The organism is Schaalia radingae (assembly GCF_900106055.1).
In the GTDB taxonomy this organism is placed as follows: Bacteria; Actinomycetota; Actinomycetes; order Actinomycetales; family Actinomycetaceae; genus Pauljensenia; species Pauljensenia radingae_A.
Window position 1 is genome coordinate 2,188,647 of the sequence record NZ_LT629792.1, and the last position, 26,817, is coordinate 2,215,463.

The following is a 26,817-nucleotide window of genomic DNA, read 5'->3' on the forward strand; positions in this document are numbered from 1 at the left end:
GTCAGATAACAACTGGAAATCAACGGAAGGCAGAAAACTAAGTCGCCCTCGTTGAAGAAAAATCTTCACGAGGGCGACGAAAGTCCCAGATACTCACCTCAGATCAATCGTCACTCAAACGAAAATCCGGTGAACGGAGGGTAACGGAGCGGCTACTCACCAGGCTGGCGCACGCCGATTGTCAGCAGCAAGTTCGCGTACAGGCGCTGATCGCCCGTCGCCACAATAATGCCGACATCCTCACTTCGAGCCGCGTCGTAGAACTTGAAGCGCGGAATCTCACCGAATTCCACATCCAGCAAAGCTGCCTTGTAGTCGGCGTGAGCCGGAATGTCAATCGTGTCCTGATCATCCTCAGGCACCATGATCTCCGCTTTTTCAATCGGGATCGTGCGCTTGAGAACTTCGAGGATCTCGTTGACGCCCAGCAAGCCGGGCGCAAGGTTGAGGGAGATCAGTTCGCAGCGCTCGTTCACGCCGGTGGTGTGCGGGTAGTTACCATCGGCCAGCAAGATCTTCGAGCCGTGTCCGGCTGCGGCAAGTGCGCGTAGGAACGCGGGGTGAGTCATAGGTCCGTACAGCATCAGTGGTGTCCTTTCATTCGTAGTGAGTGACAATTTGGGAGCTGGTCCGAATGACCAGTTCGGGGGGAATGATGAAGTCCTGCGGTGGGCGTCCGGCAATGAGGTCGACGATCTGACGAATCGCCGTGCGGCCCACCCGGTCAAAGGGCTGTCGAATAGTTGTGAGCGGCGGCGAGAAGCACTGCGCGCCCGCCTCATCGTCAAAACCGACCACGCGGGTGTCGTGGGGGAGCTCTCCGCCGAGCTCGCGAACGGCGCGCATGGCGCCCAGCGCAATCTGGTCGTTGGATGCGACGATTCCCTGAGGGATGCGCCCCATGCTGTAGGTGGCATCGAATCCGTCCACCGCATTCCACGAGCCACATTCGATGATCTCGACATTTAAAGAGGCGTCGGACTGCGCACACGCTTCTTCGAATCCCTTGCGCCGCTGATGTGCGTCGTTCCAGCTTGCCGGCCCCATCAGGTGAACGATGTCAGTGACTCCGCCACGCAGCAGATGGTCGGTGGCGACTCGTGAGCCCAGCACGTTATCGACAGAGACGGTCGATACGCCATCGATAGTCGTTTCCGATGACAGCAGCAGCGTCGTCGGCGTTGTGCGAGCCAGCTTCATCGCCATTTCGATGACGGGGTCCTGACCGCCCAGAATGACGATTCCGTCGACTCGAAATGGGATCGCGTTACTGGTGACGTGCCCGTCAGACATGTAGACATTCGAAATCGACACGCTCAGACCGGCATCGCTGGCAGCGTTGAGCACATGCAGCAACGTCTGGCCGTGCCCGTGGAACATCGGCGCCGCCATCAGCACATGGATGACCCCTGTACGCTTGCCGGCAAGAGCCCTGGCCGCATAGTTCGGCCGGTACCCCATCTCGTGGAGCAGCGCGGTGATATTCGCTCGTGTGGAATCTGCGACTTCAGGGTCGCCTCGTACCACGCGCGAGACCGTGTTGGCTGACACGCCGGCATGGCGCGCCACGTCTGCGAGCGAGACTCGCTTGTTCTTCGCGGGTGGTCCGTTCTTAACGCGCAGAGGGTTCGTGGACACGGGTCTTCGCTGTCGTTGCAATGATGTGGGGCCTGTCGCCTGAAGCGATGTTCCCCATTATTTCCAGTTGCGCGATGAGGGAGCCCAGGATCGACGCTTCGATCGGGCCGGCCACGACACGCAGCTGAGCGGCCTGCGCGGTCAGATCACACAGAAGGTGGTTGCGCGCGCCACCTCCTACCAGGTTGAGTTGGTCGGGCCTGCTTCCAGCGATCTGCGCCAGCTCGTCAATGCCGCGCGCATAACGCTGGGCAAAGGATTCAATGACCAGTCGTACGTACTCGGGCTTCGTCGAGGGAGGCTCACCGCCGGCTTCCCGAATCACGGTGTCGATCTTTTCAACCATTTCACCGGGTTCGGCAAAACGGGAGTCATCCGGGTCAAACAGATGTGCGGACGGGGCGCATGTGCGCGCAGCGGCCACCAATTCGTCGGTGTCGGTCGGCATCCCTTCGCGCTCCCACTGACGCTGGAGTTCCTGCAGGATCCACATGCCGGTGATGTTGAACAGCGGACGAACTCCTCCGTCACTGCGTGATTCATTGGTCAGGCCCAGTTTGAATGCTGCGTCAGTGAGCAGCGGGCGGTCCAGCATGCCGCCGAGCACGGACCATGATCCGCAGGACAGGAAGTACGCTTTGACGCCTTCTTCGACAGGCAGGCCGTGGACTGCACATGCCGTATCGTGTGCGCCGCCGCGCACCACCGTGAGCGATTCAAGCCCTTCGACCGTGCACGGGCCGACTGTGGTGAGGTCATCGTTGAGATCACCAACCCATGAACGGGGAAGACCAAGGCGTGAAAAGACCGTGTCTGACCAGCGTGGCGAACCAGGTTCGCACAGTCCTGAGCTGGAGCAGATAGAACGAGACCAGCCTTTGACGCCGGACAGTTTCCACGCGAAGTAATCAGGCAGAAGCAGAACCGTGTCGATGTGCTCAGCCAGTTCCGGTTCTTCGCGGGTCAGTGCAACGAGCTGGTTTGCGGTGTTGATGGTGGCTGGAGCGATTCCCGTCAGATGAAAGAATTCTTCATCATCAATGCGTTGACGGAATTGTTCCAATGTGCGTGCCGTGCGCTCATCGCGGTAGGCGCGTGGTGGGCCAACAGGATGATCGTCGCTGTCCAGCGCGACGAAGTCGACGCCCCAGGTATCCACAGATACGGATTGTGCGTCGGGATATTCCTGGACGGCTTTCTGCAGACCTTCAACGGTTTGATCCCACAAACGCTCCAGGTCCCACACCAGTGAGCCGTCACGTCGGATCGCTTCATGTGAGAACCGATGCACCTCGTGGATCTCAATATGGTCGCCTTCCAAGCGTCCTGCAACAACGCGGCCTGACGACGACCCTAAATCGACAGCAAGCGCAGTGGTCATGAAACGTCCTTCTTTTCTCAGTATTTTCAGTGTGATGTCAGTGGTAATTGTCCGAGGGTGACAGTGCATTCGCCCAGTGGGTGCAGTGATGGGTGGGGCGCCTTGACGCCCCACCCATCGGGCATCCTGATGTCAGCGGCGAGAGCCGGATGACTCAGCGGTACAGCGGTCCGAAGTTCTTGCAGGCACGGTAGTCCGCGCCTTCAACGTCGGCTGTTCCGAACAGTGTCCATGCGCGCGGACGGAAGATATCATCTTCCGGCACGTTATGCATGTTAACCGGGATACGGAGCATGGAGGCCAGCGTGATGAGCTGAGCGCCAATATGTCCGTATGAGATTGCACCGTGGTTGGCGCCCCAGTTATTCATCACGTCGTAGACGGAGGCAAAGGCCCCCTCGCCGGTCAGACGCGGTGCGAACCAGGTGGTCGGCCATGCCGGGTCGGTGCGCTGCTCAATGGTTGTGGCGACTTCGTCGGGCAGATCAATGGTCCAGCCTTCAGCGATCTGCAGAACCGGGCCCTGTCCGTAGACAAGGTTGATACGGCACATCGTCACGGGCATTTCGCCGCTGGTGCGGAAGTGGGTTGACCACCCACCACCGGGGAAGTATTCGTACCCTGAGGGGTGGAAGGTTGTTGCCTCAAGGGCTGCCTTCTGGTCCTCTTCGGTTACTTCCCACCACGGCTTGATGACAGGCTTGCCGTCACGGGTGGCCTTGCCGGCACCATCCAGTGTGGTCGAGCCGGAGTTGCGCAGATCCAGGAAGCCGTCCTTTGCGTGTCCTTCCAGCTCATAGCCGGTGACTCGCTTGACCGATTCCGGGCTCCAGTAGGTGCGCACGTCGGAGAAGATCTGCGGGGTGTTGGTCAGCAGATATCCGAACAGCATGGATGCACCGTTCAGGGAGTCATTTTCGGTTGCGACAACTCCGACTGGCTGACGTGCGCCGTTCCAGTCAAAGTTGGTGTTGAGGACAGTTTCCATGACGTCGCCGTTGGGCATGCCGTCTGTCCACTGACGCTGTCCCTGGAATCCGGCTGCGATTGCACCATGGCCGCCGGCTTCTTCGGCCCATCCCTTTTCTGCCAGCTTGGGGTTGCCTTTCATCAGGTCGTGGCCGATCAGCACCATCTTGGCACAGGTTTCCCACCAATCTTCATGGCGCTCGGGATGCTGGTTCTTTTCCGGGTTGTAGTCCTTTCCGATGGTGAAGTTTTCCTTCATCCACTTCAGGGCCTTTTCGTACTCTTCTTCGTCGTAGATCTTCTCGTTGATACGGCGGTAGAACTCGGACATATCGATGTACTCATTGCGCATGCCAAGGTAGGGGCCGAAGAATTCGTCCTTGACCGTTGATCCGGCAATGCCCATGGCAACCGAGCCCATCGACAGGTATGCTTCACCGCGCATCTGTGCCACAGCCAGACCTGCCTTCGCAAAGTCGAGCAGACGGCCACGCACGTCATCGGGGATGGTCTCGTCGTCAGCATCCTGGACCTGCTTACCGTAGATGCCGAATGCCGGGAAGCCGAGTTGTGCGTGTCCTGCCAGTGCAGCGGCAAGGTAGACGGCGCCTGGACGCTCTGTGCCGTTGAAGCCCCAGATTGCGTGCGGGGTACGGGTGTCCATCTGCAGGGTTTCTGTGCCGTAGCACCAGCACGGGGTCACCGAGACAGTCAGACCAACGTTTTCAGTGTCGAATTTCTTCTGGCATGCGATGGCTTCGGAAACGCCACCAATGGTGGTGTCAGCGATGATGCATTTCACAGGTTCACCATCGATGTAGTGTAGTTCGTCCGTGTACAGCTTCGCCAGACGCTGAGCCATGCCCATTGTCTGATCTTCGAGGCTTTCACGCACTCCCCTGCGACGTCCATCGATAATTGGTCGGATGCCGATCTTGGGGTGTTCAGCCATGTTTCCTCATTCCTTCATTGGTTTCGTTTGTCTTAGTTGGTCCCCTGCGTGGCAGTAAGGACGGTGACGTTCGGCCGAAGCGTCACGTCACTATTATGTCCCGTTGGTCAGGAGGTGGTGGAGGGGGATCAACGGGTTCTCCCCCTCCACCTGGGCTATTATCCGGTGGGATGTGAAATCACTCGTAGAGGTTGGCCTTAATGTCAGGATCGTCCATATTGGTCTTGTCATACCAGGCGAAACCGGAGTCAATGATCTTGGGCAGTTCTTCACCCTTGATGGCTGCAATTGCAGCCTTGACAGTTTCGTATCCCATCTTGACTGGAGCCTGAGTCACAGCGCCGGCCTGCACGCCGCTGCGAACGGATTCGAGCTGTGCCTTACCGGAGTCGATACCAACCATCTGAACCTTGCCGGCGTTGCCGGATTCGGTCACACCCTGCATCGTGCCGATGGCTGATGCTTCGTTCGTTGCGCCAATACCTACAACATCCGGGTTGGCAGTCAGAATGCTCTTGGCAACGTCAGCTGCCACACCGACCTCGCCGCCGATCTGGGGATCGAGCAGTTCGATGTCAGGTTCATTCTCAGCCATGTATTCCTGGTATCCGGCGCAGCGGTCCTTACCGGTCTGGGAGGTGTCATCGTGGCAGACCAGAGCAACCTTGCCCTTGTGGCCCACGAGTTCCGCCAGGTGCTTGGCGGCTTCAGCGGCAGCGGCCTTGTTGTCCGTCTGAACGGTTGTCACCGGAATGTCGGACTCAACGCCGGAGTCGAATGCGACCACCGGAATGTTGGCGGCCTTGATCTGCTCGAGGATCGGGGCGGCAGCTTCTGAATCCAGTGCTGCAAATCCGATTGCAGCAGGCTTGGTGTCCAGTGCGGTCTGGAGCTGCTGGAGCTGCTCAGTGATGGCTTGCTCGTTGGCGGGTCCGATGAATTCAACCTTGTAGCCGAATTCTTCACCTGCCTGCATTGCGCCTTCCTTCACTGCCTGCCAGAAGCGGTGCTGGAAGCCTTTCGAGACGAGGTAGATGGTTTCACCGCTGGCAGCACCGCCGGCGCTTTCACCGCTCTGTGTTGCACCGGCGTCGCCGGAAGCGGCGTTTGTGTCGCCGCCGCCTGATGAGCAAGCGGTCATTCCCAATGCCATTGCCCCAGCGGCAATGAGGCTCACGATACGTCCAATTGGGCGCATTGCTGTTCCTTTCTTTCGGGCGAAGGTCTTTCTTCGCCGTTGTGGTGGTTGGACGGTTGTCCGATTCAAGTAATGCTTACACTGCCTGAGCACGGGCTCGGCGGACGTTATCGATAAAGACTGCCAGCAGGATGACCAGGCCGGTCACCACGAGCTGCCATTCCTTTGCAACACCCATCATCTGCAGACCTGTCGTCAGAGTGTTCATCAGCAGCGCACCAATGAACGTACCGATGATTGTGGCGCGACCACCGGCAAGTGAGGTACCGCCGATGACGACCGCTGCGATTGCCTGCAACTCGAGTCCGAGACCTTCAGCAGGTTGTGCGAATCCGAATCGTGCTGAGTACAGAATGCCGCCGATGGCCGTGAAGATACCGGCTGCGATGTACACCATCAAGGTCCAGAAGCGCACGTTCACGCCTGACAGGCGTGTGGCTTCGATGTTCGATCCCATCGACAGCGCGTAGCGGCCCAGGACCGTGCGCGTCAGCAGGATCGATGCGATGACAGTCAAGATAATGAAGATCAACGCTGCGTTGGGCAGGGAGCCGATCAGTTTGCCGTTCGACAGGTTGTAGTAGAACGGCGAGGGGATCTTGATCGAGCTCTTACCCGACAGAATCAGTGACAGACCGTTGGCTGCCATCATCATGGCCAGTGTGGCGATGAAGGGAGGAATACCCAGGAACGCCACGTTAAACCCGTTGACCAGTCCGATCACTGCGCCGACCACCAGGACGAGCAGCAAGCCGATACCGACGGGCAGCCCGAGGTATCCGGATTCGGGTGAGCCCATCAGCAGACCTGCCGACACTGCTGTCAGCGTCATGCCGGTGCCCACTGACAGGTCGATGCCGCCGGTGGCGATGATGAACGTTGCACCCAGCGCCATGACGCCGATTGCAGAAGCTGCCATCAGGACGTTCATGAACACGCCAATGGATGCGAAGTTCGGGGCTGCGAACAGGAAGTAAATGTAAATCAGGATCAGTGCAGCGAATGCGAAAAGCTGCTGAATTGATGACTTCAGGAAAGTCACGACTTTGCTGTTGGACTTTTCTGACGCTTGGTCTTTCGTTTCAACCTCGGTGCTCACGCGTCCACTCCCATTGCTTGCTCTTGGCCAACGGTGGCCAGTTCCATGATCTTTTCTTGGGTGGCTTCCTCGTTATCGAGGATGCCGATAATGCGGCCCTGTGCCATCACTGCGATGCGGTTCGACAGGCGCAGTACTTCGGGCAGTTCCGATGAAATCACAACGATTGCCTTGCCTTGCGCCGCGAGGTTTTCCAGCAGTTGATAGATCTCTTCTTTTGCGCCCACGTCGATACCGCGTGTTGGCTCATCGAAGATCAAGACATCACTGTCTCGAACCAACCACTTGGCAATAACAACTTTCTGCTGGTTACCACCAGACAGGTTCAACAGGGTCTGATTGATTGAAGGGGTGCGAATCCGCAATTTGTCCACATAGTCGAGTGCGGTCCTGCGGATCTTGCGATCGTCGACAAAGCCCGCTTTCGCATAGTCCTTCATGTCGGCCAGCGTGACGTTGGCTTTCACGTCAGCATCCAGCAGGATTCCGAAGCGTTTACGGTCTTCGGACAGGTAGCCGATACCGTTCGTCACCCCGTCTTTGGCGTTCGTAATCCTGACCTTCTTGCCGTGCACGTAAATGTCACCTTCGGTGCGCGGATCAGCACCGAAGACGCATCGCGCCACTTCGGTGCGACCTGCACCCATCAGACCGGCGAATCCGAAAATCTCACCCTTCTTCACGTCGAAGCTCACGTTCTTGATGAGATTCTTCGTGGACAGGTTCTTGACTTCCAGAACAGTTTCGTCTGTCTGCGGCTTCGTGACGGGACGGACGTCAGACTTCAGTTTGCGTCCCACCATCATGGAGATGATTTCCTGCATCTCCACTTCAGCCGTGTTCACCGTGCCGACGTATTCACCGTCGCGCAGAACGACCACGCGGTCCGTAATCTGCTTGATTTCAGGCATACGGTGCGAGATGTATATCAGACCGGTTGACGGCGTGACGAAGTCGTGGATCAGGTCAAACAGTGCGTCCGTTTCTTCGATCGTCAACGCCGCAGTCGGCTCATCCATAATGAGAATGTCTGCGTTATACGACAGCGCTCGGGCGATTTCCACCATCTGGAGGCGCGCCACTGACAGGTCGCGACAGTAAGCCTTGGGGTTGATATCCATCTTCAGATGATCGAAAAGCTCCTGAGCATCCTTGTTCAGTTTCTTGTCATTGACGATCCCGGCTCTAGTGGAGCCTGGGCGCCCCAGGTACAGATTCTGGGCAACCGTCAGGTCGGGAACGATGTTGAGTTCCTGGTGAATGATGGCCAGGCCAAGGTCACGTGCGTGGTTGATGCCCGTCACGTGGACCTTTTCGCCCTTGATCCAAATCTCGCCGCCTGGATCAGGCTGATAAATACCGGTCAGGACCTTCATCAGCGTCGACTTTCCGGCACCGTTTTCACCGCAAAGCCCCAGCACTTCTCCTGCTCGAAGATCCAAATTGACATTCGATAGTGCTTTGACGCCCGGAAAGGTCTTCGACATACCTTTCAAGTCGAGCAAATGTGTCACGTCTCACCCCTTCGTGCGTGGTACATAACGCCTGCGACAAATAAGACCTAGACCGTTAGCGCTAACGACTCCAGTGTCACATTTGTACGACAACGTGCTTGACAGTGTAGCTTGGTTCGTGCAAAACGACAAATAAAGTGTTAAATCTGCCAAAAACGATATAAAAACGTAATTTTTCGTCCTCGTATCAGCACGACCGCTGCGCGACGCCGACCGTTTACGTGATCGTTAACGATTGAAGGGTCACAGCGTGCCTTTGTCGTGATTCATCAGGCAAAACCAGGATTGAGCGACGCTCTGCCGCCTCGGGTTAAACGTTTTTCACCGTGAATCTTCCCGGATTAGGGGACTTCCTCGTGTTAGTCGTCTCGCTCACTGTTTCAGCGTGTCACGCCTGACCGGCCCTGCGCGTGCCCTCGCGCGAATATCCACACTGATCCCCGCAACAAGCACTCTCTGGCTCACCGTCACATAGGTGTCATCTCCGCGCACCTCGCAGCCGGCGTGAGCCCCATTGCGCTCGACGACCTCACTGGCCACCGTGCAGGCATTCATCCCACCTCCGGTCCACTGTGCAACCGCCGACCGATGCCCACCGGCCAGGGCTGCAACGTCAGCCACTGCCTGAAGACGGGTCTGATGCCCGTACACACTCCCTGCACCAGCAATCACCACACACATCATCACGGTGCATGCGATGACCGCCAGCGCGGAGATGGTGCCTGATCCTTCCTCGTTCCCCCTGTCGCCGTATACCATCAGGGCACCAGCTCGGAAATGGTGGTGATCGTGCACGATGCTGTAGCACCGACCCATCCTGCCGGCGCAGCCACACTGGCGTGCCCGGTGACCGTCATCCATCGCCCTGATTTGTTCGTTGTGACAGTAACGGGCCTGCCGTACGCCTGGGAAACACTGAGAGCTGGATCCTGGCCACCTATGGCTGCTTCATGTGCACCTTGACGAACCGCCGAACACAGTTCAATGCGCGTGTGAGCAATGCTGACGACGCCAAGAACGAACGCCACCACGATCATCACGGCGAAAAGTGAGAGCGCATGTTCGACTGTCACCATGCCGTCCTCGCTATGCCCGCCCGTTTCGCTGCCACCAGCGGGGTGGTCCCGTAAGCACTCCCTGGCACTTACGGGACCACGTGTCGCATGCCTGTTCACAGTGAAAGCGCCTGCTGGATAATGCCCTGAAGCAGGGATTTCACTGCGCCTGACTTGAGAACGACGAGCAGAAGTCCGGCGAAGCCGGCTGCTGCGACCGCCCCGATCGCGTATTCCACGGTTGTGGATCCTTCTTCCGGATCGGCATCATGATCCTCGACATGGTGAGCACGTTGGATCATTGCGTCGTATTGACACCACGTGTCACACGCTGCCTTCGTCGCTGCATCTTCGATGCGTTGGGTGATTGCCATGTTTGTCCTTTCGATCAATAGTGACTGTCCGCCGTTTGACGGTGTGACCACCTTCCGTGACACGCACTGCGATCTCCATCGACTGTGCGCAAATTGTGGAGCAAGAAGCACCTGGAAGGGCAGCTGTGGATTCAACGCATCTGTAGATGCGCGGTGTGGATAACCAGGGGCTGTCAGGTGCCGACCCGTCAGCTACCACAACCCGCCAAAAGTGTTCGTGCCAATATGCAGCAGGATTGGCACGACGCCCAGGGCGATGAAGGACGGCAGCAGTAACGCCCCCAGCGGGATGACAAGGCGCACCGCCAGGCGTTCAGCCTCACTTTTTGCATGTGCGATGCGCCGTGCCCTGACCTGGCGCGCAGCACGCGTGAGCAACGGCACCGGCGACGTGCCATCGCTCCATGCCGGCTCGAGGACATCAGCCAGCAGCGCGGCGTTGGCTGGATGGGGATTCCACGCATCACCCCACCGTGCCCCCAGGACCAGTTCGCTACCGATCCGTTCCAGTTCCGCGTCATTACCGACGCGGCCCAGCGTGCGCACAATGGAGGGCACTGAGGCACCCGCATTCATTCCCGCGATCGTCAGATCGCACATAGTGGCCGGATCGACGCTCTCGCTTATGTCAATGGTTCGGGTGATCATGCGAGTGGAGACGAGCCGACCAACGATCAGGCACACCGTTCCGATGATGGCGCTGATGGTGCCGATCCCACCGTCACAGAAGCGCTCAAGAGGGTTCGCCCCAATCAGCTGGCCCAGCGCAATACCCGCCACAGGCAATGCGGTGAGAATACGTGCCGAGGTCAAGGGGCCAGACCGTGCGATGGCGCGCGCATCTTCGGCGGCTGCAGCTTCATCGATACTGTCAGCCACAATATCCAGTACCTCAGCAAGCGGCGTTCCCAGTTCCTGCGTCAGGCGGCATGCGACACTCAAGGTATGAGCTGAGCGCCGACTGACCCGTTCGCTCACTGTGCTGCGTCGCCGCAGCCGCCCACACGAGGACACTAGGTGGCGCCACGACAACGCGTCTCGCTGCCGCACCAAACCCAGCACATCACGCCGCACATCGCGCCACGAGGGAGCGCGCGCCAGCCTCGCCACGGATCGGGGAACACCGTCCTCGGCAATCCCCTCCCATGAACCCAGGTGCGCAGAGCCAACTCTGTCCCACGCACGCATCCACGCCTCGGCAGTCGGCATACCGGCACGCAGCCGGGCTGCCACCTCGGCCACCAACATCGACAACTGGGAGCTGCTGTCCTGCCCGGCCGGCACGACATTTGACGAGGGAGGCACTGGCTTCTGTGCGCGAACTGCCTTCAATGATTCGTCGAATCTCCAGGCCACGATCACAGCCTGAGCGCGCCAATGTTTGGCGGCCGATATGCCAATCGCCGCGACCAAACAGGCACTCATCAAGCACAGTAGCGCCATCATGGAGCAGCACTTTTCGCGTCCAGATCGATGTGCAGCCGTTCAGCCAGCAGTGGCCAGGCGCGATCAGGGTAGAGCCGGCCATCACGCTCTCTCAGCGCGCATTCACATTCACAGGCAACGCCACCTGCTGTCCGGGTCAGAACACCAATCTGGCTGACCTGCCTTCCATGCGCATCGCGCCTCATCTGAATCACCGCGTCAAATGCGGCCACCGCCTGCGCTGACAGCGCGGCATCCGACAGGCCGGCCAGCGATCCGAGGGCAGCCAGACGTGCCGGGACATCTTCCACCGCGTTGGCGTGGATGGTAGCCATTCCCCCGTCGTGTCCGGTGTTGAGCGCCGTCAACACGTCACGCACTTCGGCGCCTCGACACTCACCGAGAATCAGTCGGTCGGGCCGCATTCGCATCGCAGCGCGCACCAGATCCGACAGGCTCACCGCTCCCGCGCCCTGAACATTGGCCTGCCTTTCCTGCAAGTGGATAACATGCGGGTGACAGGGACGCAATTCCCGTACCTCCTCGATACACACGATCCGTTCGTCATGCGGCACGCTGGACAGCATGGTCGACAGCAATGTGGTCTTACCCGACCCGGTCGCCCCGGATATCAAAATGTTGGCCCGCAGTGCCACCAACTGGGCCATCACGCTCGCGATGGAACCGTCCATCAAAGACTTGCGCACCATCTGCTCCAGCGTCATGGAGTGAGCGCGCGAGGTCCGCAGGGAAATCACCGTTCCTTCATCAGAAACTGGTGAGAGCACCGCGTGCAGGCGCACGCCGCCGGGCAGCGTTCCATCCACAATCGGACTGGCCTCATCCAGTCGTCGTCCGCACGCAGCTGCCATGTGGACCGCGAGCGCCCGAACCTGACTTTCCGACCCCAGCTGCACGTCAACACGCTCCACCCCCTGCCCGCGATCGATCCAGACACTGGTGGAGTTGACGAGCACATCTGTCACATCGGGGTCCGCCACAAGAGGAGCAAGGTCCGGTCCGAGTCCGCCGGCGCGCGCCACCAGATCGTCAAAATCGGTGGCCAGTTCTCTCACTCCTGCACCCTCGCGAGCATTGTCACGCACCGCCCGGACAGCTGAGTGCCCCTGAGCGAGCGCGCGCCTCATGGTGTGACGGCTCATCGCGCACGCTCCATGCCCGACCTGAGCGCGGCATACATTCGCTTGACGGCAAAACCCCTGGGCATCCCACCTCGAAAAGGACACTGCATGGCCTGAATCGACTGGAAGCCGCACTCGCGGATACTGCCCAACAGTTGCGTCGTCGTCCCGTGCGTCGTGGCAATCACGACGGGCACAGCAGGTGGCGCATAGCGGGATATGCCGGCCATCAGCGTACACACCCCGTCCAGGTCGGCGCGTCCGACCAGGCACAGCGCATCGATTCCACATTGGGAGGCGGTGCGCATTGCGTATTCATCCCACCGTCCCAGATCGACCACAACATGCGCGCGGGAGCTCACGCTGGTGAGCACCCGCACCAGCCTCGTATCTGAACGTGCCGGCCCACCACGGCAGTCAGCCGCGAGGATTTTCACGCCGTCATGCACGGGCAGAGCGTCAATGAGCGTGCCAGTCCATCCGGTCTCGTCTGCGCTCAGGTCACCCCAGTGGATACCGTCAGCGGCCACGTCCTGCGCCGCGCCCACGCCTGGCCCATACTCGGCGGTGTCCACGATGATCACGGGCGGAGGGGGAGCCTGAGGCAGAACCGGCAGCGGGTGCGACCGGATCTGCTGAGCCAGCGCCCGCGCGATTGCCGTCACCCCCACCCCACCTTGCCATCCGGCGCAACCGATGCGTATCAGGTCAGGGGAAAATACCGGTGACGGTTCACATGAGGCGACAATGTCGGCCAGCATCATCTCATCGCCGGGCAGGCGCAGCGATCCGGCAGGACCGACAACAATGACCGGCACCTGTGCAGACGCACGGACTGACGAGGGTGGCCCATCCGGATCCGAGGTCAGCCACATGTCGCAGGGCAGTCCGTCGCTGGCAACCGTTCCGCCTGCAAGCTCGATGATTTCACATGCGCTGCGCCTGGCACCCTCGTCCAGTCGATCCAGTCCGACGCGCACGTTCCACTGTGTACTCATGCCGTCACTTCATCTCACGTGGCTTCCCTCGTCCACCTCGCTCAGTCAACCTGTGGAAGACTGGAGAGAGACACCACCCTGTGGATAACGCGCGCAGTTTTTCGACTCGACGATCAGGAGACCCGCATGAAGCGATCACAGCCACGCTCAAGGTCCGCTGCCTTTTTCGACCTCGACAAGACAATCCTGGCCACGTCAACCTCCGTGGCGCTGCGCGCTCCCCTGCGTGAGGCCGGCCTTCTGACCCGGCGCGGCGCACTGCTGGGTCTGCTCATCCAACTGCCCTACCTGATCAAGGGCGCTGACGAGCAGGCGACAGAGAAAATGCGCGAATCACTGGGTGAAATCGCTGCCGGATGGGACGGAGTCTACCTGGAGTCCACCGTGAAGGATGCGTTGAGCAGGTCAATTGACCCGGTGTGCTTCGTGGAGGCGCTGGAAGAAATCGCCATTCACCGCGCGGCTGGTCGGCGCATTGTCATCGCCTCAGCCTCGATTGAAGAAATGGTGCGCCCGGTTGCTCACATGCTGGGTGCTGACGCGTCGATCGGTTCCTACGCGCAGCGCAATGAGGACGGGACGTTCACCGGCGTGATTTCGCGTTTCAACTACGCCGATGAGAAGGCGCGCGCCTGCATCGACATGGCACAGCGCAACGGGTGGGATCTGAGGGAGTGCTTCGCGTATTCAGATTCCATCACTGATGTGCCGTTACTGGAGGCAGTGGGGCACCCCGTCGTCATCAACCCTGACCGTCAGCTGCGTGAAATCGCTCAGGAACGCGACTGGCCGATTCGCAGTTTCACGCACACGGTTCAGGTCCGCACCTCGCCGGCTCGACTCATTGTGCCGGGCATGATTGCCGCTTGCTCTGCTGCAGGCGCGGCGTGGTCGTTTTACCGCGCGTATACCAGTTTGCGCGGCAAGTAGCCCGCCCTCATTCCCTATTGCCGAGGGTGGCCCGCCTGAACACTGAGCGCAATATCCAGGGCATCGTCGACACCGGCGATCAGTGATGACAGGAAGAATGCGAGCACGTCGTGCGCGTAGGAGTGATCGGGCGCTGCCCAGCCGGACACAATGCGCGCAACGCGCTGAGGGTCTGTGGCGCTCAGCTTGCTCACAGTCACGACCCCTGTCGGGTCCGTGCCGCGCACGGTCAGAATCCATCGCGCCACAGCCGCCCCCACGGAGCGTGAACCTGGTTCGAACAGTGGATGAGCTGCACAGTCGGCCCATACTGCGGCTGCACTCACCACAGCAGGCACATCACAGGTGACATGCGACAAAACGTGAGCGAGACGCCGAGGCGAGGCAGGAACGGCAATTCGGGAACGTTCAACGTGGCCTGAGGTAGCAAGAAGTGACGTGATGTCGCGGTGCAGTCCGGCGACCAGGTTCGGCAAAGCGGGCTGCGATGCAGGCCTGGTGGTGGGCGTGCGGTTCAGGGGCGGCATGAGCGTCATGACGTGCCATTGGCTGCGCCAGATCCCCAGCGCGAACTGTTCACCTGTGGTCAGGGTGCCGGCTTCGTGTGGCCCCTCGCGCATCGTGAGGTCACGCAGATCGCTGGTGCTGATCGGTGAGCCTTCCCAGCGAGAAAGATAGGCAGCTTCATAGATGTTGGTCAGGGCGCGTACTTCCTGCCACCGGCGGCGCAAACTATGATGGAAACGGACGCGCGTCAATGCGCTGTCACATTGTTCGCGCAGCGCGCAGATATCTGGGGTCTGCCACGCTTGAAGCAGGAGGCGCATGCGCACAATGTGATCGGATTCTTCCACGTGGTGAGCTTATCGGGTGAGGTGAACGTGAGCGAGACGAAAGTGGCACAGACTGGGGTCAGGTCGATCCCTCGGGCCACGCTGTCACAGCACCTGCGTTCAGCGGTTTTCTCAGCGGTTTTTTCACCTGTCGCGCTGATCATCATGGGATTTGCGGTCGCTGACACTCAGGCCGCCACCGCGCAGGGACAGCCATTGTCATCGTCCGAGGGCACCGTCGGTATCGTCATTACGACCCTGTTGCTGGCACTCGTGGCTGCCAACTCTGATGAGTCCTCAGCCGGCCTTGCCGTCACCACTGTCAGTGCGGTAATTGTCGGAGTGGGCCAGCTGACCGGCGCGTTGCGCGCTCCCCTGTGGATGGGAATCGCTATGAGCGAGGCGGACTCACTGACATCGATGCGGTGGAGTCTGTATCCAATATGCGTGGTCTTCATCTGCCTGGGGGCGACGGTGGCAACCATTGCCACGCGGCGGTGGACGGTTCACGCCACGCTGAGGGAACTGGAGCAGGCCAGTGCCGAGAGTTCTCAGGGAGGGTCCTCCCGCGTGCGTCCCTTCAACGGGCAATTCCACAATGCGCGCAACCGGACGTGGGTCGCGGTCTTTTCCTGTGTTGCCCTGATTCTCGGGTGCATCATGATGATGGTTGCCGCGCCCGAGGAATCACTGCGCGTAGCGTCACAGGGGTTGGAGGGGCTGATGGCAGAAAACACGTTCCGACCAGTTCCGGCGCTGATCTGCGCCTTGTGTTTCGGCCTGGTGGCGTGGATTTCGCAGTGGTCAACGTCCGGACCCATTGTGGCGTCCTCAGTTCTGGTGGTCATACCGTTTTCGTTCCTCATCCCATTGTGGTCAAGCCTTACCGGCGCGGTGGTCACACCGCATTCCCCCGCCACGACGCAGATTTCTCTGGCTGCGCCGGTGCTGTCCGCGCTGGGGTTACTGCTTCCCGCACTGGTCATGGGTCCGCTGCTGACGCGCCGCCATGTTCGCGCACAGGTGTTGCGGGCAACCGGGCACCGCCACGGTTTTGTGGATGAGATGTAACACGATCAGAATCGGCCGTTTCGGCACGCCCATCGCAAGATCGGGCAGTTCTCACGCTACATTAAAGGTCTAAGGAGGTAGCACCATGTCTGATCAGGAACTCCACGACCGCCGCCCGGAAGGTGAAGTGGGAGACGATGAACTCATCGTCGATGAGAGCCCGACTTTCGAGGGCGCAAGCGGATCAACGGCTGCGCCGATGGCACCGCGCCCCGAAGAAACTGACGAAATCGCTGAATCAGCTGCCAGCGATGAGATTCTCACGGGCGAAGAAGTGACCTTGAGCAGGCATGAGGGCGACACGGAAAACATCATTGGAGCGCCTGGCAGTGCTGCCGATGACACCTCGGCCGTCGATCCTGTGCCCTCCACTTCCGAACCACGCATCCCTTCCCCCGTCGATCCTGTTGATGACGAGGGCGACGCACCTGACCTGGATGAGGATGAACCTCGCGATCGCATCTCCCCGCCTGAGCGTGATGATTTGCCGGCACCAGCTCCGCGCGACGTCCTCGAGAATCGCCATGACCGCGATGAGGACGAAACAGCCACAGATGAAGATGAGCTGGAGCGCACCGCAGTGCACCGCCGTTCCCTCGTCTCTCCGCCGGAGGAAGCAGATCCGGCAGATGAGAACGAGGCAAACTGGCATCCTCGCGCTGAACCGGTTCCGGTGCACGTGGAAGGCACCCCGAGTTCCCTCGATGACGCCATCTTTGAAGGCACGACACTGTCGCCCGAGATTCCGTCTCGCGCTGGATCGCACTGGTGGAGCTTCTTCGCATTCTTGATCTTCCTGCCCATCGCATGGTTCCTCGCAGCTGATGCCGGGGCGCGCATGACACTTGCTGACGGGTCTGCGTTCTCGACGGGGGCAGTGAACCTGGCAGCTATTGCCGAACTGGTGGGCGCTCTGGTGATTGTTGTCCTGCTGGGGGTGACGGTTGCGCGCTCCTCGCTGGGTGGCTTCGTCATGGGTATCCTCACCTTCCTGTCCGGACTTGTTCCGATCGTCATTCCGGGGATTTTCTCGCAGCTCATTCAGCCTGCTGTTCAGTGGCTGAACTCGTGGAACGCATTCGGCATGAATCTTGCTCACCACTTCCAGGCCTCCGCATTTTCCGGACGCTTCGCACTCCTGGGCCTGATCGTGCTGGTAGGCGCGTGGGTCTCTCACTGGGTACGTCGCCGTGGCCGCTCGGAGGAAGCTCTGCGCGCTGAGGTGGAAAAGATCAATCCTGAAGGTGCCTTCTTCTCATGGCGAGCCCGCCGCCGCGCGGCCAAGGCTCGCGATGAGGGCCGCTGAATCACATGGATGCAGATCTTTCTCTTCGGGAGGTTCTGGAAGAGCCCGGTCCGTGGCAGCATCGCCACGTCAACGCTGGCGGCGCGACCTTCCACGTTGTCGATGCCGGCCCGTTGGAATGTGACCACGCCGTTGTTCTGCTGCACGAATTTCCTTTGTTCTGGCGTTCCTGGCGGCATGTTATTCCCTCCCTGGCTGAGCAGGGGCATCGTGTGATCGCAGTTGATCAGCGCGGTTTCGGCGCCTCCGACCTGCAGGCCGACAAGGTGGATCTGCTGCAACTGTCCCATGACGTCACCGCCATCATGTCAGCAATGGGTATTTCCCACTTCACAGTGGTCGGCGCAGGCATGGGCGGTGCTGTTGCATGGATGCTGGGAGCTACCAATCCGGTTGCGTTGCGCGCGGTGATGACGCTGGCGGCGCCGCACCCACTGGAACGTACCCTGTGGCCCACACTGCTTCCTCTGTGGCGCGGGCGTCTGCTCGCCCTGCGCATGGATATTCCCTGGCGGCGCGTCACCTTGCTCAAATCCGGCAAACTCATCGATTCAATGATCCGTTCGTGGGCGGCGCCCTCACATCGCGAACAGATGCTGGCCGACGCACAACCCTATCGACGCGCAATGGCTCGCGCGTTCGCCGCCTCCGCGACCACTGACTCATTTTCCAGCACGCGATTCCTGTCCATCGCCTCGCGCAAGGCGCTGGCCGACCCCGTGCAGGTTCCGACTCTGAGCGTGCACTGCGCAGAAGATTCATCACTGTCGGCTACAGATTTTGCGCGCGATTCACACCATGTGACCTATCCGCTGCACACCACAATGCTGCCCGCAGTGGGGCACTTCGCCCCCGAAGAAGCACCCGAGCGTGTCACGACCCTGATCAGCGATTTCCTGGCTTCACTGCCCACCACCTGATCAGGGCACTACACCGACTTTCGGGCAGCGATCCACCACCGGACACTCATCGCATCGGGGCCCCTGGGCAGTGCACACTGAGCGACCATGTGCGATCAGAACATGTGACAGTTTCGTCCAGTTCACGCCTGCCAGCAGTGTTGTCACGTCCTTTTCGACGCGCGTCACGCTGGTCGCTCTCGTCCATCCCAAACGGCGAGACAGGCGGCCGACATGTGTATCAACTGTCAGTGCGCGCGCTCCGAAACACACTCCCATCACGACGTTGGCCGTCTTATGCCCGACCCCGGGGAGTTTTTCCAACTCCTTGTTGGACTGCGGAACCTCACCACCGAATTCAGTGCACAGTGCCTGAGCGGTCGCAATGATCTGCCCGGATCGTCGGTGCTGGAAACCCAACGGCCGCACGATCTGCTCGACCGTATCGCGCCGCGCCTGAGCAAGGTCCAGAGCTGTTGGAAATTCCCCGAAGAGCGCCGGCGTGATGCGGTTGACCCGCTCATCGGTTGTCTGCGCCGACAGCATTGTCGCAATGAGCAGCTGGAACGGCGTCGAACAATCTAATGTGCATGTGGCGTCCGGATAGGCGTTCATCAGCTGACGCGCAAGTGCCTCGGCAGCTTCAGAACCCGCATCGACAAGCCCAGATGTGTCGTGTTCTGTTGGAATCGTCACGTATGAATAATAATATTGACTGTTGTTGCCATACACTCCGGCCAAAACGCCGTGGTGATTGTCACGATTACGACACAATGGAAGATGAAACGCTGCGAGCAGCCTCGCGCGATTCGACATAGACGACAGGAACGGAGTTTGGTCTCACATGTTTGTTGATGACATTATCAATCAGGTTCCCCTCTTCGACGGGCTCGACGAGGCGCAGAAGAACTTCTTGCAGTCCAAGATGGGACGCACCGCATTGCGTCGCGGCGAAACTCTCTTTGACGAGGGCGACCTTGGCGATCGCCTCTACATCATCACCGAAGGCAAGATCAAGCTGGGTCACACCAGCAACGACGGGCGCGAATCACTGCTCGCCGTGCTCGGACCGGGCGAAATTATCGGTGAACTGACGCTCTTCGATCCAGGCCCGCGCTCCACGGACGCTACCGCAGTATCCCCGGCGACCCTGCTCTACCTTGAGCACGAAGACCTCATGGAAATCCTTGACACGAACCCGACGCTGGCCAAGCACATGCTCAAGGCACTTGCCCAGCGTCTGCGCCGCACGAACGAGTCCATGTCTGACCTGGTCTTCTCAGATGTTCCAGGCCGTGTCGCCAAGGCGCTGCTTGACCTGGCCGACCGTTTCGGCGCGCCCACCGACGAAGGCGTTCACGTGCCTCATGACCTGACTCAGGAAGAGCTTGCTCAGCTGGTTGGCGCGTCGCGCGAAACCGTCAACAAGTCACTGGCTGACTTCGTCTCCCGCGGCTGGATCCGCCTTGAGGGTCGCGCAGTGACGCTGCTGGATGTTGACCGTCTGGCTCGTCGCGCACGCTGAAGACGTCAAAAAAGTGGGGCGGTCGCTGACCGCCCCACTTTTTTATGCCTGTTTTTCTATCGGCCGCTTCAGGTAGGCGACCAGATTATCGGAACCCGTCGGCCCGGGGATGACGGTGACAAGTTCCCACCCGTCAGCACCCCATTGATCCAGGATTGCTTTTGTGGCATGTGTAAGCAACGGAATCGTTGCGTATTCCCATGTGGTCATGTCACTAGCCTAACTGTTTGATACCGATGCTTCCTAGCGGCGCACGTGGGCCAGAACTTTCGGGATCCGCGGTGTACGTAGTTCACACGCCAACGCGTCCTGAGATTCGTTGAGCCACTGCCACCAATCCTCCACGTCGTCGTAGTGACGCAGCATGGCTCGCCGTTCACGTTCAGTCAGTCCACCCCACACGCCGAAGTTAGCTTCCGACTGCAACGCATCTGCCAGACATTCCAGGCGCACTTCGCATGCCATGCATTTGACTCGTACCTGGCGTTGGGAAGCTCCCTGCACAAACAGTGCGTCCGGTTCTTCCGTCGCACACAGCGCGCGGGCGGCCCATGTCTGATCCTGATCGATACTGCTCATTCCTTGTTCTCCAGTCCATGATCATCCTTGACCATCACTACTGTGACCATACACACATCTGACTCATTCAAGCAACACGAGATCATCAATAGTGTGAAATATACTCCTCACAGGATGCATAACAGGCGCCCGCGGCCTCCCTCGTCAATCATCGACGAGGGTGACGCCAGCAGCCTCAATTTGACGAATTCCTCATACCTCAGGCACTTCCCCTCCCCTAATGCACGTGGACACACGTATCCTTAACCTATGTCGAAGCCACAGACTCGAACTCGTTCAGTCACGCCAGTCCAGCTGGTGGCGCTCCTGCTCGCCTTCATCTGCATCTCTGCACTGCTGGGCGTCCTGGGTGCCGGTATCGCGGTGCCTGCCGTGGGATCACTGGGGGTGGCCGCCAAAGCCTCACCATCGATTCTCGAGGGGCTGCCCGAAGATATCGAGATCGTTGCACCGGCTGAAGAGTCGACGATGCTCGACGCCAACAATCAGACGATCGCCAAGTTCTACGACAAGCGCCGTATCGTCGTGCCGTCCGACAAGATTTCCGAAGAGATGAAGCAGGCGATTGTCGCTATTGAGGACAAGCGATTCTTCACCCATCACGGCGTGGACCCGGACGGCATTATGCGCGCCGTTGTGCGTAACTTCTCCGACGATGACGGCATGCAGGGTGCATCGACCATCACGCAGCAGTACGTGCGTAACTCGCTGGTGGAGAAAGGCCTTCTGGAAGGCGACCCTGAACAGATTCACGATGCGACGGTGAGTACACCTGAGCGCAAGCTGCGTGAAATGAAGTACGCGATGAGTCTGGAGCGCCAGATGTCCAAGGATGACATCCTGACCGGCTACCTGAATATCGCACCATTCGGCCCCACCACCTATGGCGTTGAAGCCGCTGCTGACCTGTACTTTTCCTCCCACGCATCCGAGTTGACCATGCCGCAGTCGGCGTTGCTGGCGGGCCTGGTGCAGTCCCCGGTCTCCTACAATCCGCTGGTTCACCCCGATGCCGCTCAGGAACGACGTGACATCGTCCTTTCCGTCATGCTCGATCAGGGCATCATTACTCAGCAGGAACACGACGAGGCGGTGGCCACACCTGTTCCCGACATGCTCAACCCGAACGAGCGCCCCCAGGGCTGTGCCGGCGCGGCGACGGGTATGGAGTACTTCTGCGAGTTCGCCAAGCAGCAGTTCCTCGACGATGCAATATTCGGTGAGACCCGCATCGAACGTGAACGCCTGCTGAAGACCGGCGGTATCACGATTCGCACCACGATTGACGCGAATAAGCAGAAAGCTGCGCTGGACGTTGTCAACGGAGCATTGCCACCGGGTAACGGAGTCGACGCCGCGATCGCGTCGGTGGAGCCGTCCAACGGCCACATCGTCGCGATGGCTCAAAATACGCACTTCGGCGCACCCAACGAATCTGATCCAGCAATGACGCAGGTGAACTATTCGGCGGACTCAAACTTTGACGTCGGATCAACCTTCAAGGTATTCACTCTGATTCAGTGGTTCAAGGAAGGTCACGGCGCTTATGAAAGTGTTGGCCGGGGTAACCGCACTTACACGCCGGGTGATTTCCATTGCAACGGCGCCGCGATCGGTGGCTTCGAGCCGTGGACGGTGGGCGACCTGCCCGGCAAGGACGGCTCCCACACGGTCTTGCGCGCCACAGAGATGTCTGTCAACCAGGCATTTGTTAACATGGCGAGCCGCCTCGATTTGTGTGAGATTTTCCAGCGCGCAGCTGACCTGGGCATTAAGGACCCCAATACGGGTGAAGCGCCGGCCGCCCTCCCGTCCAACATCATTGGTTCGACCGGCGCATCGCCACTCGCGATGGCTTCGGCGTACGGCACGCTGGCCAACGGTGGCTCGCAGTGCCCACCGACGGCGCTCCTGTCCGTTTCTGACCGCTCAGAGAATGTCCTGAAGGAATTCAAGCCGTCGTGTCATCAGGTCTTGGATCAGGAAGTGGCTGATAAGGTTGCGACGCTTCTGGGCAAGTCAGCTGCTGAATGGTACGGCCCGCAGGAAGGTATTTACCTGGAGGGTGGCCGCCCGTTTGCCGCAAAGACCGGTACGACTGACTCGAACTCGAACACATGGACCGTTGGCTTCACACCGCAGCTCGCCACCGCCGCGTGGATGGGTCATGCGAACGCATCATCCCAGCAGGTCTCCGATGTGACGGTGGCCGGACGCTACTACTCGGTTCCTTATGGTTCCACGGTTGGCCTGCACCTGTGGATGCCGTACATGAACCTTGCTCTTCAGGGTGCGGAAGTCCAGCCCCTGCCGAACGCCAACCTGAATGGCACACGTCAGGTTCAGAACAACGCCAACTCGAACAACCAGAACCAGAATCGCGACAGGAACGCAGGTAACAACGCGAACTCCTCGTCCACTAGTTTGTCCACCGACGGCCAGGTTGACCTCAGTAATATTGATCTTGACAGTTTGAATCTGAAGCCCGGCGAAAGCATCGAGCTTCCTGACGGCACGATTATTGAGCGAGAGAGATAACGATGAGTGAGTTCAACGCGCGCCAGTCGTTGGCTGCGACGGATCCTCGCATCTTGCTCAATGCGTCCCGTCAGCCATCGGTTCTGCCACCCCGCCTGATCGCAGCGGGCCGCGCGTTGGGCCTGGCCACTGCGACGGTGGCGGGTCTGGGGGTCGCTTCGCTTGCCTGGGGTCAGTGCGAGCGACGATGCCCGACGGTGCGGCACTTCTCGATTCCAGTGCCTGCACTGCGCCAGGGCGAAGAGCTGCGCATCCTGCACATCTCCGACCTCCACCTGTATTCCGGTCAGGACTTCCTCGTCGATTTTCTTGACCACGTGGCCCGAACCGAGGATTTCGACATGGTGATGTCGACGGGCGACAACTTCGGCAATGCGACGGGAGCTTCGCTTCTGCGTGAGGCCTACCGGCCGCTGTTGGCTTACCCCGGAGTGTTCGTGCTGGGTTCCAATGACTATTACACGTCGTCGACGTTCCGCCCCTGGACGCACTATCTGCGCCGCGATGCGCACGCCACTCGCGACACGTCTCACCTGGCGCGTCTGCCGTGGCGCGATTTCGTTCAGGGATTGACGAGGGCGTCCTGGGTTGACCTGTCGAATCGGTGCGATCAGCTGACGGTGCGCCTGTCGCACGGCGACCGGTCGGTGGCGGTCAATCTGGCAGGTGTTGACGATCCGCACCTTGAGCGCGACCGCATGCCGGAGCTGCCGGAGAATTGGGATGATTCGGACACCATCCGCATCGGTGTCACTCACGCGCCGTATCGCAGGGTCCTCGATGCGTTCGTTGATCGAGGTGTGGATCTGATCTGCGCGGGACATACTCACGGCGGACAGATCGGGCTGCCCGTGTGGGGGGCGTTGGTGACGAACTGCGACCTGCCGCCGCGCTACGCCAAGGGTGTGCACACGTGGAGGCATGAGGGCGCGTCTGCTCCCCTGCATGTCAGTGCCGGACTGGGTACCTCACCATGGGCGCCGGTTCGTATCGCCACGCGCCCCGAGGTGTCGATTCTGCGTCTGGTCAGCGCAAACTGAGATCGTTTGACATCACCTTGAGCCGCATTATGTGTGGGGGGGACTTAGATCCTTATTCCTTTTGTTTTAATTTTGTTTCTTGCAATAAATTAACTCTTTATTTTGGTTAATACCGAAACAGTAGAAGAAAAGTAATTCTTTCGAGTAGCGTAGTCGGCGACAATGTTGTCACACTATTAGGAGATCACGTGAGAAAGCTACATTTTCTTGCATCTTCAGCGTTAACTCTGGGCCTCATAACTTCTATGACAGGTCTAGCCTTCGCTGAACCGTCTGCCGATCTGGCACCCGCGAACCCATCCCCCGTGGTAGGCGTGGATGCAGCAATTCCCTACACTGAATCGGAGCGCGCCCAAAACTGGGAAAAGCTGAAGTTCGGAATGTTTATCCACTGGGGCGTTTATTCGAACTTCGGTGGATATTACAAAGGTCAACGCCAGCCCCTAGGGTATCCGGAACAGATTAAAGCCTGGTCGAAAATCAGCGACGAAGATTATCTTGCTGAAGCAGCACAAATGAATGCGCCTGAATTTGATGCCCATGAATGGTGTCAAAATGCTAAAGACGCTGGAATGAAATATCTGGTTATCACATCAAAGCACCATGATGGTTTTGCAATGTGGGATACCGCAACAACTGACTATAACGTCATTGATAAGACCGATATGGGTCTCGACCCTCTGGAAGAACTGTCGACTGCTTGCGCCGATGTCGGTTTGAAGTTCGGCGTGTACTTCTCCATTATCGACTGGACTAAGCACGAAGCTGAGCCCTACTCGAACATGAACAAGATCCCCGAAAGCATGATGCCCTACATCAAGTCTCAGCTCACTGAGCTGATGACGAAGTACGGCGAAATCGCAGAGGTCTGGTTCGATATGGGCGCTCCCACTGCCGACCAGTCAGAGCGAATGGCCAACTGGGTGCATGAACTGCAGCCTAACGCCATGGTCAGCTCACGCGTGTGGAACAACAAGGGTGACTTCGAAGTCGGTGGCGATAACGCGGTCTTCAGCCAGAAACGCCAGGCACCGTGGGAAGCTGCCCGTTCAACGTTCCCCACGTGCTGGGGATACTGCAAGTGGCCTGAAATAGAAAACAAGCGGCAGAATCCCGCTCAGCTGACCTACCAGATTCAGCACGAAGTCAACAACCTGTTCACAACAGTCGCCAACGGTGGCCAGTACCTTCTGAATATTGGCCCCAAGGGCACCGGCGAAATGGATCCATTCGAGGTCAACATCCTCAAGGGTGTGGGCGAATGGAACAAGGCTCACCCCGCCATTCTCAACGGCTCACGCTACGCCCGTTTCCCACAGGAAAACTGGGGATATGCGGTCGTCAACGACAATGCGGTGTACCTGGGTGTCACCGACGGCTGGGCTCCTGACAAGACCATCCAGTTGCGCGGCCTTTCCTCCACGGTCAAGTCTGTGACAATTGACGGAACGGATACGGAACTTCCGTTCACGCATGAGGGAACCACACTGACAGTCACACTCAAGGGCAATTCCCCTGACGCGAACCTGCCGGTGATCAAGGTTGAAACAGAAGGCAAGCCACTGTACCTGTCGGAGAAGACTGTCACGTCAGATAACGGCACCTTCACCGCAACCGAAGAGAACGCAGAAAGCATGCCGAGCACCCTTGGATACTCAGGGGACGTGTCCCACACCGTGTACCTGACTGCCAAGGACAATGCGGTGATGGATGCCACGGCAACTGTCACGTCCAATGCCCTGAAAGACCAGACGATGTACGCCCTCACTGTCGGGGACACGCGGATGGAAGTGACAGGCGCGCAGCTCAAAGCTGGCGTGGAGATTGGAGCTCTGGCGGCCAATACCGCAACGCCGGTCATGCTGTCACTTGCCAATCCTCCTTACTACGCCACACCGCTGGGAATCGACACATTCCAGATGGACGTGAAAGGCACTGTCACCAAAGTCGTGACCCCCGAGGCGCCAACAGTGGTTCCCGCCGACAAGTGCGGCGTTGAGCAAACGGTGAAGCTTCCAACCCAGGAAGGCGTCACCTACACCACGGAAAAGACCAACTCAACGGTTCACGTCACAGCTTCAGTGGCCAAGGACTACATGGTTAAAGACGGCGCAACCGTGGAATGGGACCTGTCGGTGGCTGCGCAGCCATGCCCTGTCACCCCAGCCAAGCCGGTCACTCCAGGCAAAGTCGAACAGTCCAAGAAGAGCGCGGACGGTAAGTACATCGTCGCCAAGGGAATTGCTCGCACCGGCGCGAACAACCTGACTGGCCTCATTGCGCTCAGCTTCATCGTCGGCGCAACCGCACTCACGGTTGTGTCCCGGAAACGGAGGTGACCTGAACTAACT

At 59.3% G+C, this 26,817-nt stretch carries 25 protein-coding genes; 8 read left to right on the plus strand and 17 right to left on the minus strand.

Annotated features, from left to right (window positions below):
• Positions 1-152: 152 nt before the first annotated feature.
• The 13 genes from BLT69_RS09625 to BLT69_RS09680 form a co-directional block, all read right to left on the minus strand.
• Positions 153-584, minus strand: a complete 432-nt coding sequence (locus BLT69_RS09625) for an RbsD/FucU domain-containing protein (protein ID WP_092648914.1) — start codon at positions 582-584, stop codon at positions 153-155.
• Between the two features lie 13 nt (positions 585-597).
• Entirely contained in the window at positions 598-1,638 is a 1,041-nt protein-coding gene (locus BLT69_RS09630) for a LacI family DNA-binding transcriptional regulator (RefSeq protein WP_257590320.1), read from the minus strand.
• Positions 1,613-3,019 carry a rhamnulokinase gene (locus BLT69_RS09635; RefSeq protein WP_058237466.1) on the minus strand — a complete coding sequence of 469 codons (1,407 nt, stop codon included), beginning with the start codon at positions 3,017-3,019 and terminating at the stop codon, positions 1,613-1,615. The genes BLT69_RS09630 and BLT69_RS09635 overlap by 26 nt, the downstream gene beginning before the upstream one ends.
• Before the next feature lie 154 nt (positions 3,020-3,173).
• On the minus strand, positions 3,174-4,940 hold the full coding sequence (locus tag BLT69_RS09640; protein WP_092648915.1) for an L-fucose isomerase: 1,767 nt from the start codon (positions 4,938-4,940) through the stop codon (positions 3,174-3,176).
• A gap of 178 nt (positions 4,941-5,118) precedes the next feature.
• Positions 5,119-6,138 (minus strand): ABC transporter substrate-binding protein, encoded by a 1,020-nt coding sequence (locus tag BLT69_RS09645; protein ID WP_058237468.1) that lies wholly within the window; start codon positions 6,136-6,138, stop codon positions 5,119-5,121.
• Between the two features lie 76 nt (positions 6,139-6,214).
• A complete protein-coding gene (locus BLT69_RS09650) occupies positions 6,215-7,237 on the minus strand; it encodes an ABC transporter permease (RefSeq protein WP_058237469.1) in 1,023 nt (340 codons plus the stop codon).
• Entirely contained in the window at positions 7,234-8,751 is a 1,518-nt protein-coding gene (locus BLT69_RS09655; RefSeq protein WP_058237470.1) for a sugar ABC transporter ATP-binding protein, read from the minus strand. Before BLT69_RS09655 ends, BLT69_RS09650 begins: the two co-directional genes overlap by 4 nt.
• A gap of 372 nt (positions 8,752-9,123) precedes the next feature.
• Positions 9,124-9,510, minus strand: coding sequence for an Rv3654c family TadE-like protein (locus BLT69_RS09660; protein WP_058237471.1), 387 nt, complete (start codon positions 9,508-9,510; stop codon positions 9,124-9,126).
• Complete coding sequence (locus BLT69_RS10860; protein WP_070725288.1) at positions 9,510-9,827, minus strand: hypothetical protein; 318 nt, start codon at positions 9,825-9,827, stop codon at positions 9,510-9,512. The genes BLT69_RS09660 and BLT69_RS10860 overlap by 1 nt, the downstream gene beginning before the upstream one ends.
• A gap of 95 nt (positions 9,828-9,922) precedes the next feature.
• Positions 9,923-10,108 carry a DUF4244 domain-containing protein gene (locus BLT69_RS09665; RefSeq protein WP_058237916.1) on the minus strand — a complete coding sequence of 62 codons (186 nt, stop codon included), beginning with the start codon at positions 10,106-10,108 and terminating at the stop codon, positions 9,923-9,925.
• Positions 10,109-10,372: 264 nt separating this feature from the next.
• Positions 10,373-11,536: a type II secretion system F family protein gene (locus BLT69_RS09670; protein ID WP_157886401.1), complete on the minus strand. Its 1,164-nt coding sequence runs from the start codon at positions 11,534-11,536 to the stop codon at positions 10,373-10,375.
• 86 nt (positions 11,537-11,622) lie between these two features.
• On the minus strand, positions 11,623-12,768 hold the full coding sequence (locus BLT69_RS09675; protein WP_092648918.1) for a TadA family conjugal transfer-associated ATPase: 1,146 nt from the start codon (positions 12,766-12,768) through the stop codon (positions 11,623-11,625).
• Positions 12,765-13,745: a hypothetical protein gene (locus BLT69_RS09680; RefSeq protein ID WP_092648919.1), complete on the minus strand. Its 981-nt coding sequence runs from the start codon at positions 13,743-13,745 to the stop codon at positions 12,765-12,767. The genes BLT69_RS09675 and BLT69_RS09680 overlap by 4 nt, the downstream gene beginning before the upstream one ends.
• Before the next feature lie 126 nt (positions 13,746-13,871).
• Between BLT69_RS09680 and BLT69_RS09685 the strand changes: the two genes are divergently transcribed.
• Positions 13,872-14,675 carry an HAD family hydrolase gene (locus BLT69_RS09685; protein ID WP_092648920.1) on the plus strand — a complete coding sequence of 268 codons (804 nt, stop codon included), beginning with the start codon at positions 13,872-13,874 and terminating at the stop codon, positions 14,673-14,675.
• A 14-nt stretch (positions 14,676-14,689) separates the two neighbouring features.
• On the opposite strand, the gene BLT69_RS09690 is transcribed toward BLT69_RS09685, so the two are convergent.
• The gene (locus BLT69_RS09690) at positions 14,690-15,406 is read right to left on the minus strand and encodes a hypothetical protein (RefSeq protein WP_157886402.1); all 717 of its coding nucleotides are present in this window, start codon (positions 15,404-15,406) and stop codon (positions 14,690-14,692) included.
• Between the two features lie 3 nt (positions 15,407-15,409).
• Here BLT69_RS09690 and BLT69_RS09695 point away from each other — a divergent pair, with 3 nt between their 5' ends.
• The 3 genes from BLT69_RS09695 (at position 15,410) to BLT69_RS09705 (ending at position 18,805) form a co-directional block, all read left to right on the plus strand.
• Positions 15,410-16,579, plus strand: coding sequence for a hypothetical protein (locus BLT69_RS09695; protein WP_157886403.1), 1,170 nt, complete (start codon positions 15,410-15,412; stop codon positions 16,577-16,579).
• A gap of 85 nt (positions 16,580-16,664) precedes the next feature.
• A complete protein-coding gene (locus BLT69_RS09700) occupies positions 16,665-17,885 on the plus strand; it encodes a Yip1 family protein (protein ID WP_058237478.1) in 1,221 nt (406 codons plus the stop codon).
• Positions 17,886-17,890: 5 nt separating this feature from the next.
• The gene (locus BLT69_RS09705) at positions 17,891-18,805 is read left to right on the plus strand and encodes an alpha/beta fold hydrolase (protein ID WP_058237479.1); all 915 of its coding nucleotides are present in this window, start codon (positions 17,891-17,893) and stop codon (positions 18,803-18,805) included.
• Here the strand turns inward: BLT69_RS09705 and nth are convergent, their stop codons facing one another.
• Positions 18,806-19,480 (minus strand): endonuclease III, encoded by a 675-nt coding sequence (nth, locus tag BLT69_RS09710; RefSeq protein ID WP_257590321.1) that lies wholly within the window; start codon positions 19,478-19,480, stop codon positions 18,806-18,808.
• A 148-nt stretch (positions 19,481-19,628) separates the two neighbouring features.
• On the opposite strand from nth, the gene BLT69_RS09715 reads away from it, so the two are divergent.
• Positions 19,629-20,309, plus strand: coding sequence for a Crp/Fnr family transcriptional regulator (locus tag BLT69_RS09715; RefSeq protein ID WP_058237481.1), 681 nt, complete (start codon positions 19,629-19,631; stop codon positions 20,307-20,309).
• Positions 20,310-20,351: 42 nt separating this feature from the next.
• On the opposite strand, the gene sp36 is transcribed toward BLT69_RS09715, so the two are convergent.
• Together sp36 and BLT69_RS09725 are read right to left on the minus strand one after the other, a co-directional pair.
• The gene (gene sp36 / locus BLT69_RS09720) at positions 20,352-20,519 is read right to left on the minus strand and encodes a Sp36 family protein (RefSeq protein ID WP_074026219.1); all 168 of its coding nucleotides are present in this window, start codon (positions 20,517-20,519) and stop codon (positions 20,352-20,354) included.
• 33 nt (positions 20,520-20,552) lie between these two features.
• Positions 20,553-20,888, minus strand: coding sequence for a WhiB family transcriptional regulator (locus BLT69_RS09725; RefSeq protein WP_058237482.1), 336 nt, complete (start codon positions 20,886-20,888; stop codon positions 20,553-20,555).
• A gap of 249 nt (positions 20,889-21,137) precedes the next feature.
• On the opposite strand from BLT69_RS09725, the gene BLT69_RS09730 reads away from it, so the two are divergent.
• The 3 genes from BLT69_RS09730 to BLT69_RS09740 all read left to right on the plus strand — a co-directional run bounded on the left by BLT69_RS09730 (position 21,138) and on the right by BLT69_RS09740 (position 26,805).
• Positions 21,138-23,426, plus strand: a complete 2,289-nt coding sequence (locus BLT69_RS09730; protein ID WP_070725301.1) for a transglycosylase domain-containing protein — start codon at positions 21,138-21,140, stop codon at positions 23,424-23,426.
• 2 nt (positions 23,427-23,428) lie between these two features.
• Positions 23,429-24,466 carry a metallophosphoesterase gene (locus BLT69_RS09735; protein WP_082628610.1) on the plus strand — a complete coding sequence of 346 codons (1,038 nt, stop codon included), beginning with the start codon at positions 23,429-23,431 and terminating at the stop codon, positions 24,464-24,466.
• A gap of 245 nt (positions 24,467-24,711) precedes the next feature.
• Positions 24,712-26,805 carry an alpha-L-fucosidase gene (locus tag BLT69_RS09740; RefSeq protein WP_058237483.1) on the plus strand — a complete coding sequence of 698 codons (2,094 nt, stop codon included), beginning with the start codon at positions 24,712-24,714 and terminating at the stop codon, positions 26,803-26,805.
• Positions 26,806-26,817 lie beyond the last annotated feature (12 nt).

Bases quoted from the DNA above. Each gene is read 5' to 3' on its own strand.
- BLT69_RS10860 (WP_070725288.1), bottom strand. From the start codon at position 9,827: ATGGTGACAGTCGAACATGCGCTCTCACTTTTCGCCGTGATGATCGTG.
- BLT69_RS09665 (WP_058237916.1), bottom strand. From the start codon at position 10,108: ATGATCCAACGTGCTCACCATGTCGAGGATCATGATGCCGATCCGGAA.
- BLT69_RS09635 (WP_058237466.1), bottom strand. From the start codon at position 3,019: ATGACCACTGCGCTTGCTGTCGATTTAGGGTCGTCGTCAGGCCGCGTT.
- BLT69_RS09645 (WP_058237468.1), bottom strand. From the start codon at position 6,138: ATGCGCCCAATTGGACGTATCGTGAGCCTCATTGCCGCTGGGGCAATG.
- BLT69_RS09700 (WP_058237478.1), top strand. From the start codon at position 16,665: ATGTCTGATCAGGAACTCCACGACCGCCGCCCGGAAGGTGAAGTGGGA.
- BLT69_RS09740 (WP_058237483.1), top strand. From the start codon at position 24,712: ATGACAGGTCTAGCCTTCGCTGAACCGTCTGCCGATCTGGCACCCGCG.
- BLT69_RS09660 (WP_058237471.1), bottom strand. From the start codon at position 9,510: ATGGTATACGGCGACAGGGGGAACGAGGAAGGATCAGGCACCATCTCC.
- BLT69_RS09680 (WP_092648919.1), bottom strand. From the start codon at position 13,745: ATGAGTACACAGTGGAACGTGCGCGTCGGACTGGATCGACTGGACGAG.
- BLT69_RS09725 (WP_058237482.1), bottom strand. From the start codon at position 20,888: ATGAGCAGTATCGATCAGGATCAGACATGGGCCGCCCGCGCGCTGTGT.
- BLT69_RS09625 (WP_092648914.1), bottom strand. From the start codon at position 584: ATGCTGTACGGACCTATGACTCACCCCGCGTTCCTACGCGCACTTGCC.
- BLT69_RS09685 (WP_092648920.1), top strand. From the start codon at position 13,872: ATGAAGCGATCACAGCCACGCTCAAGGTCCGCTGCCTTTTTCGACCTC.
- BLT69_RS09705 (WP_058237479.1), top strand. From the start codon at position 17,891: ATGGATGCAGATCTTTCTCTTCGGGAGGTTCTGGAAGAGCCCGGTCCG.
- BLT69_RS09730 (WP_070725301.1), top strand. From the start codon at position 21,138: ATGTCGAAGCCACAGACTCGAACTCGTTCAGTCACGCCAGTCCAGCTG.
- sp36 (WP_074026219.1), bottom strand. From the start codon at position 20,519: ATGACCACATGGGAATACGCAACGATTCCGTTGCTTACACATGCCACA.
- BLT69_RS09695 (WP_157886403.1), top strand. From the start codon at position 15,410: ATGATGGAAACGGACGCGCGTCAATGCGCTGTCACATTGTTCGCGCAG.
- BLT69_RS09675 (WP_092648918.1), bottom strand. From the start codon at position 12,768: ATGAGCCGTCACACCATGAGGCGCGCGCTCGCTCAGGGGCACTCAGCT.
- BLT69_RS09715 (WP_058237481.1), top strand. From the start codon at position 19,629: ATGTTTGTTGATGACATTATCAATCAGGTTCCCCTCTTCGACGGGCTC.
- BLT69_RS09735 (WP_082628610.1), top strand. From the start codon at position 23,429: ATGAGTGAGTTCAACGCGCGCCAGTCGTTGGCTGCGACGGATCCTCGC.
- BLT69_RS09640 (WP_092648915.1), bottom strand. From the start codon at position 4,940: ATGGCTGAACACCCCAAGATCGGCATCCGACCAATTATCGATGGACGT.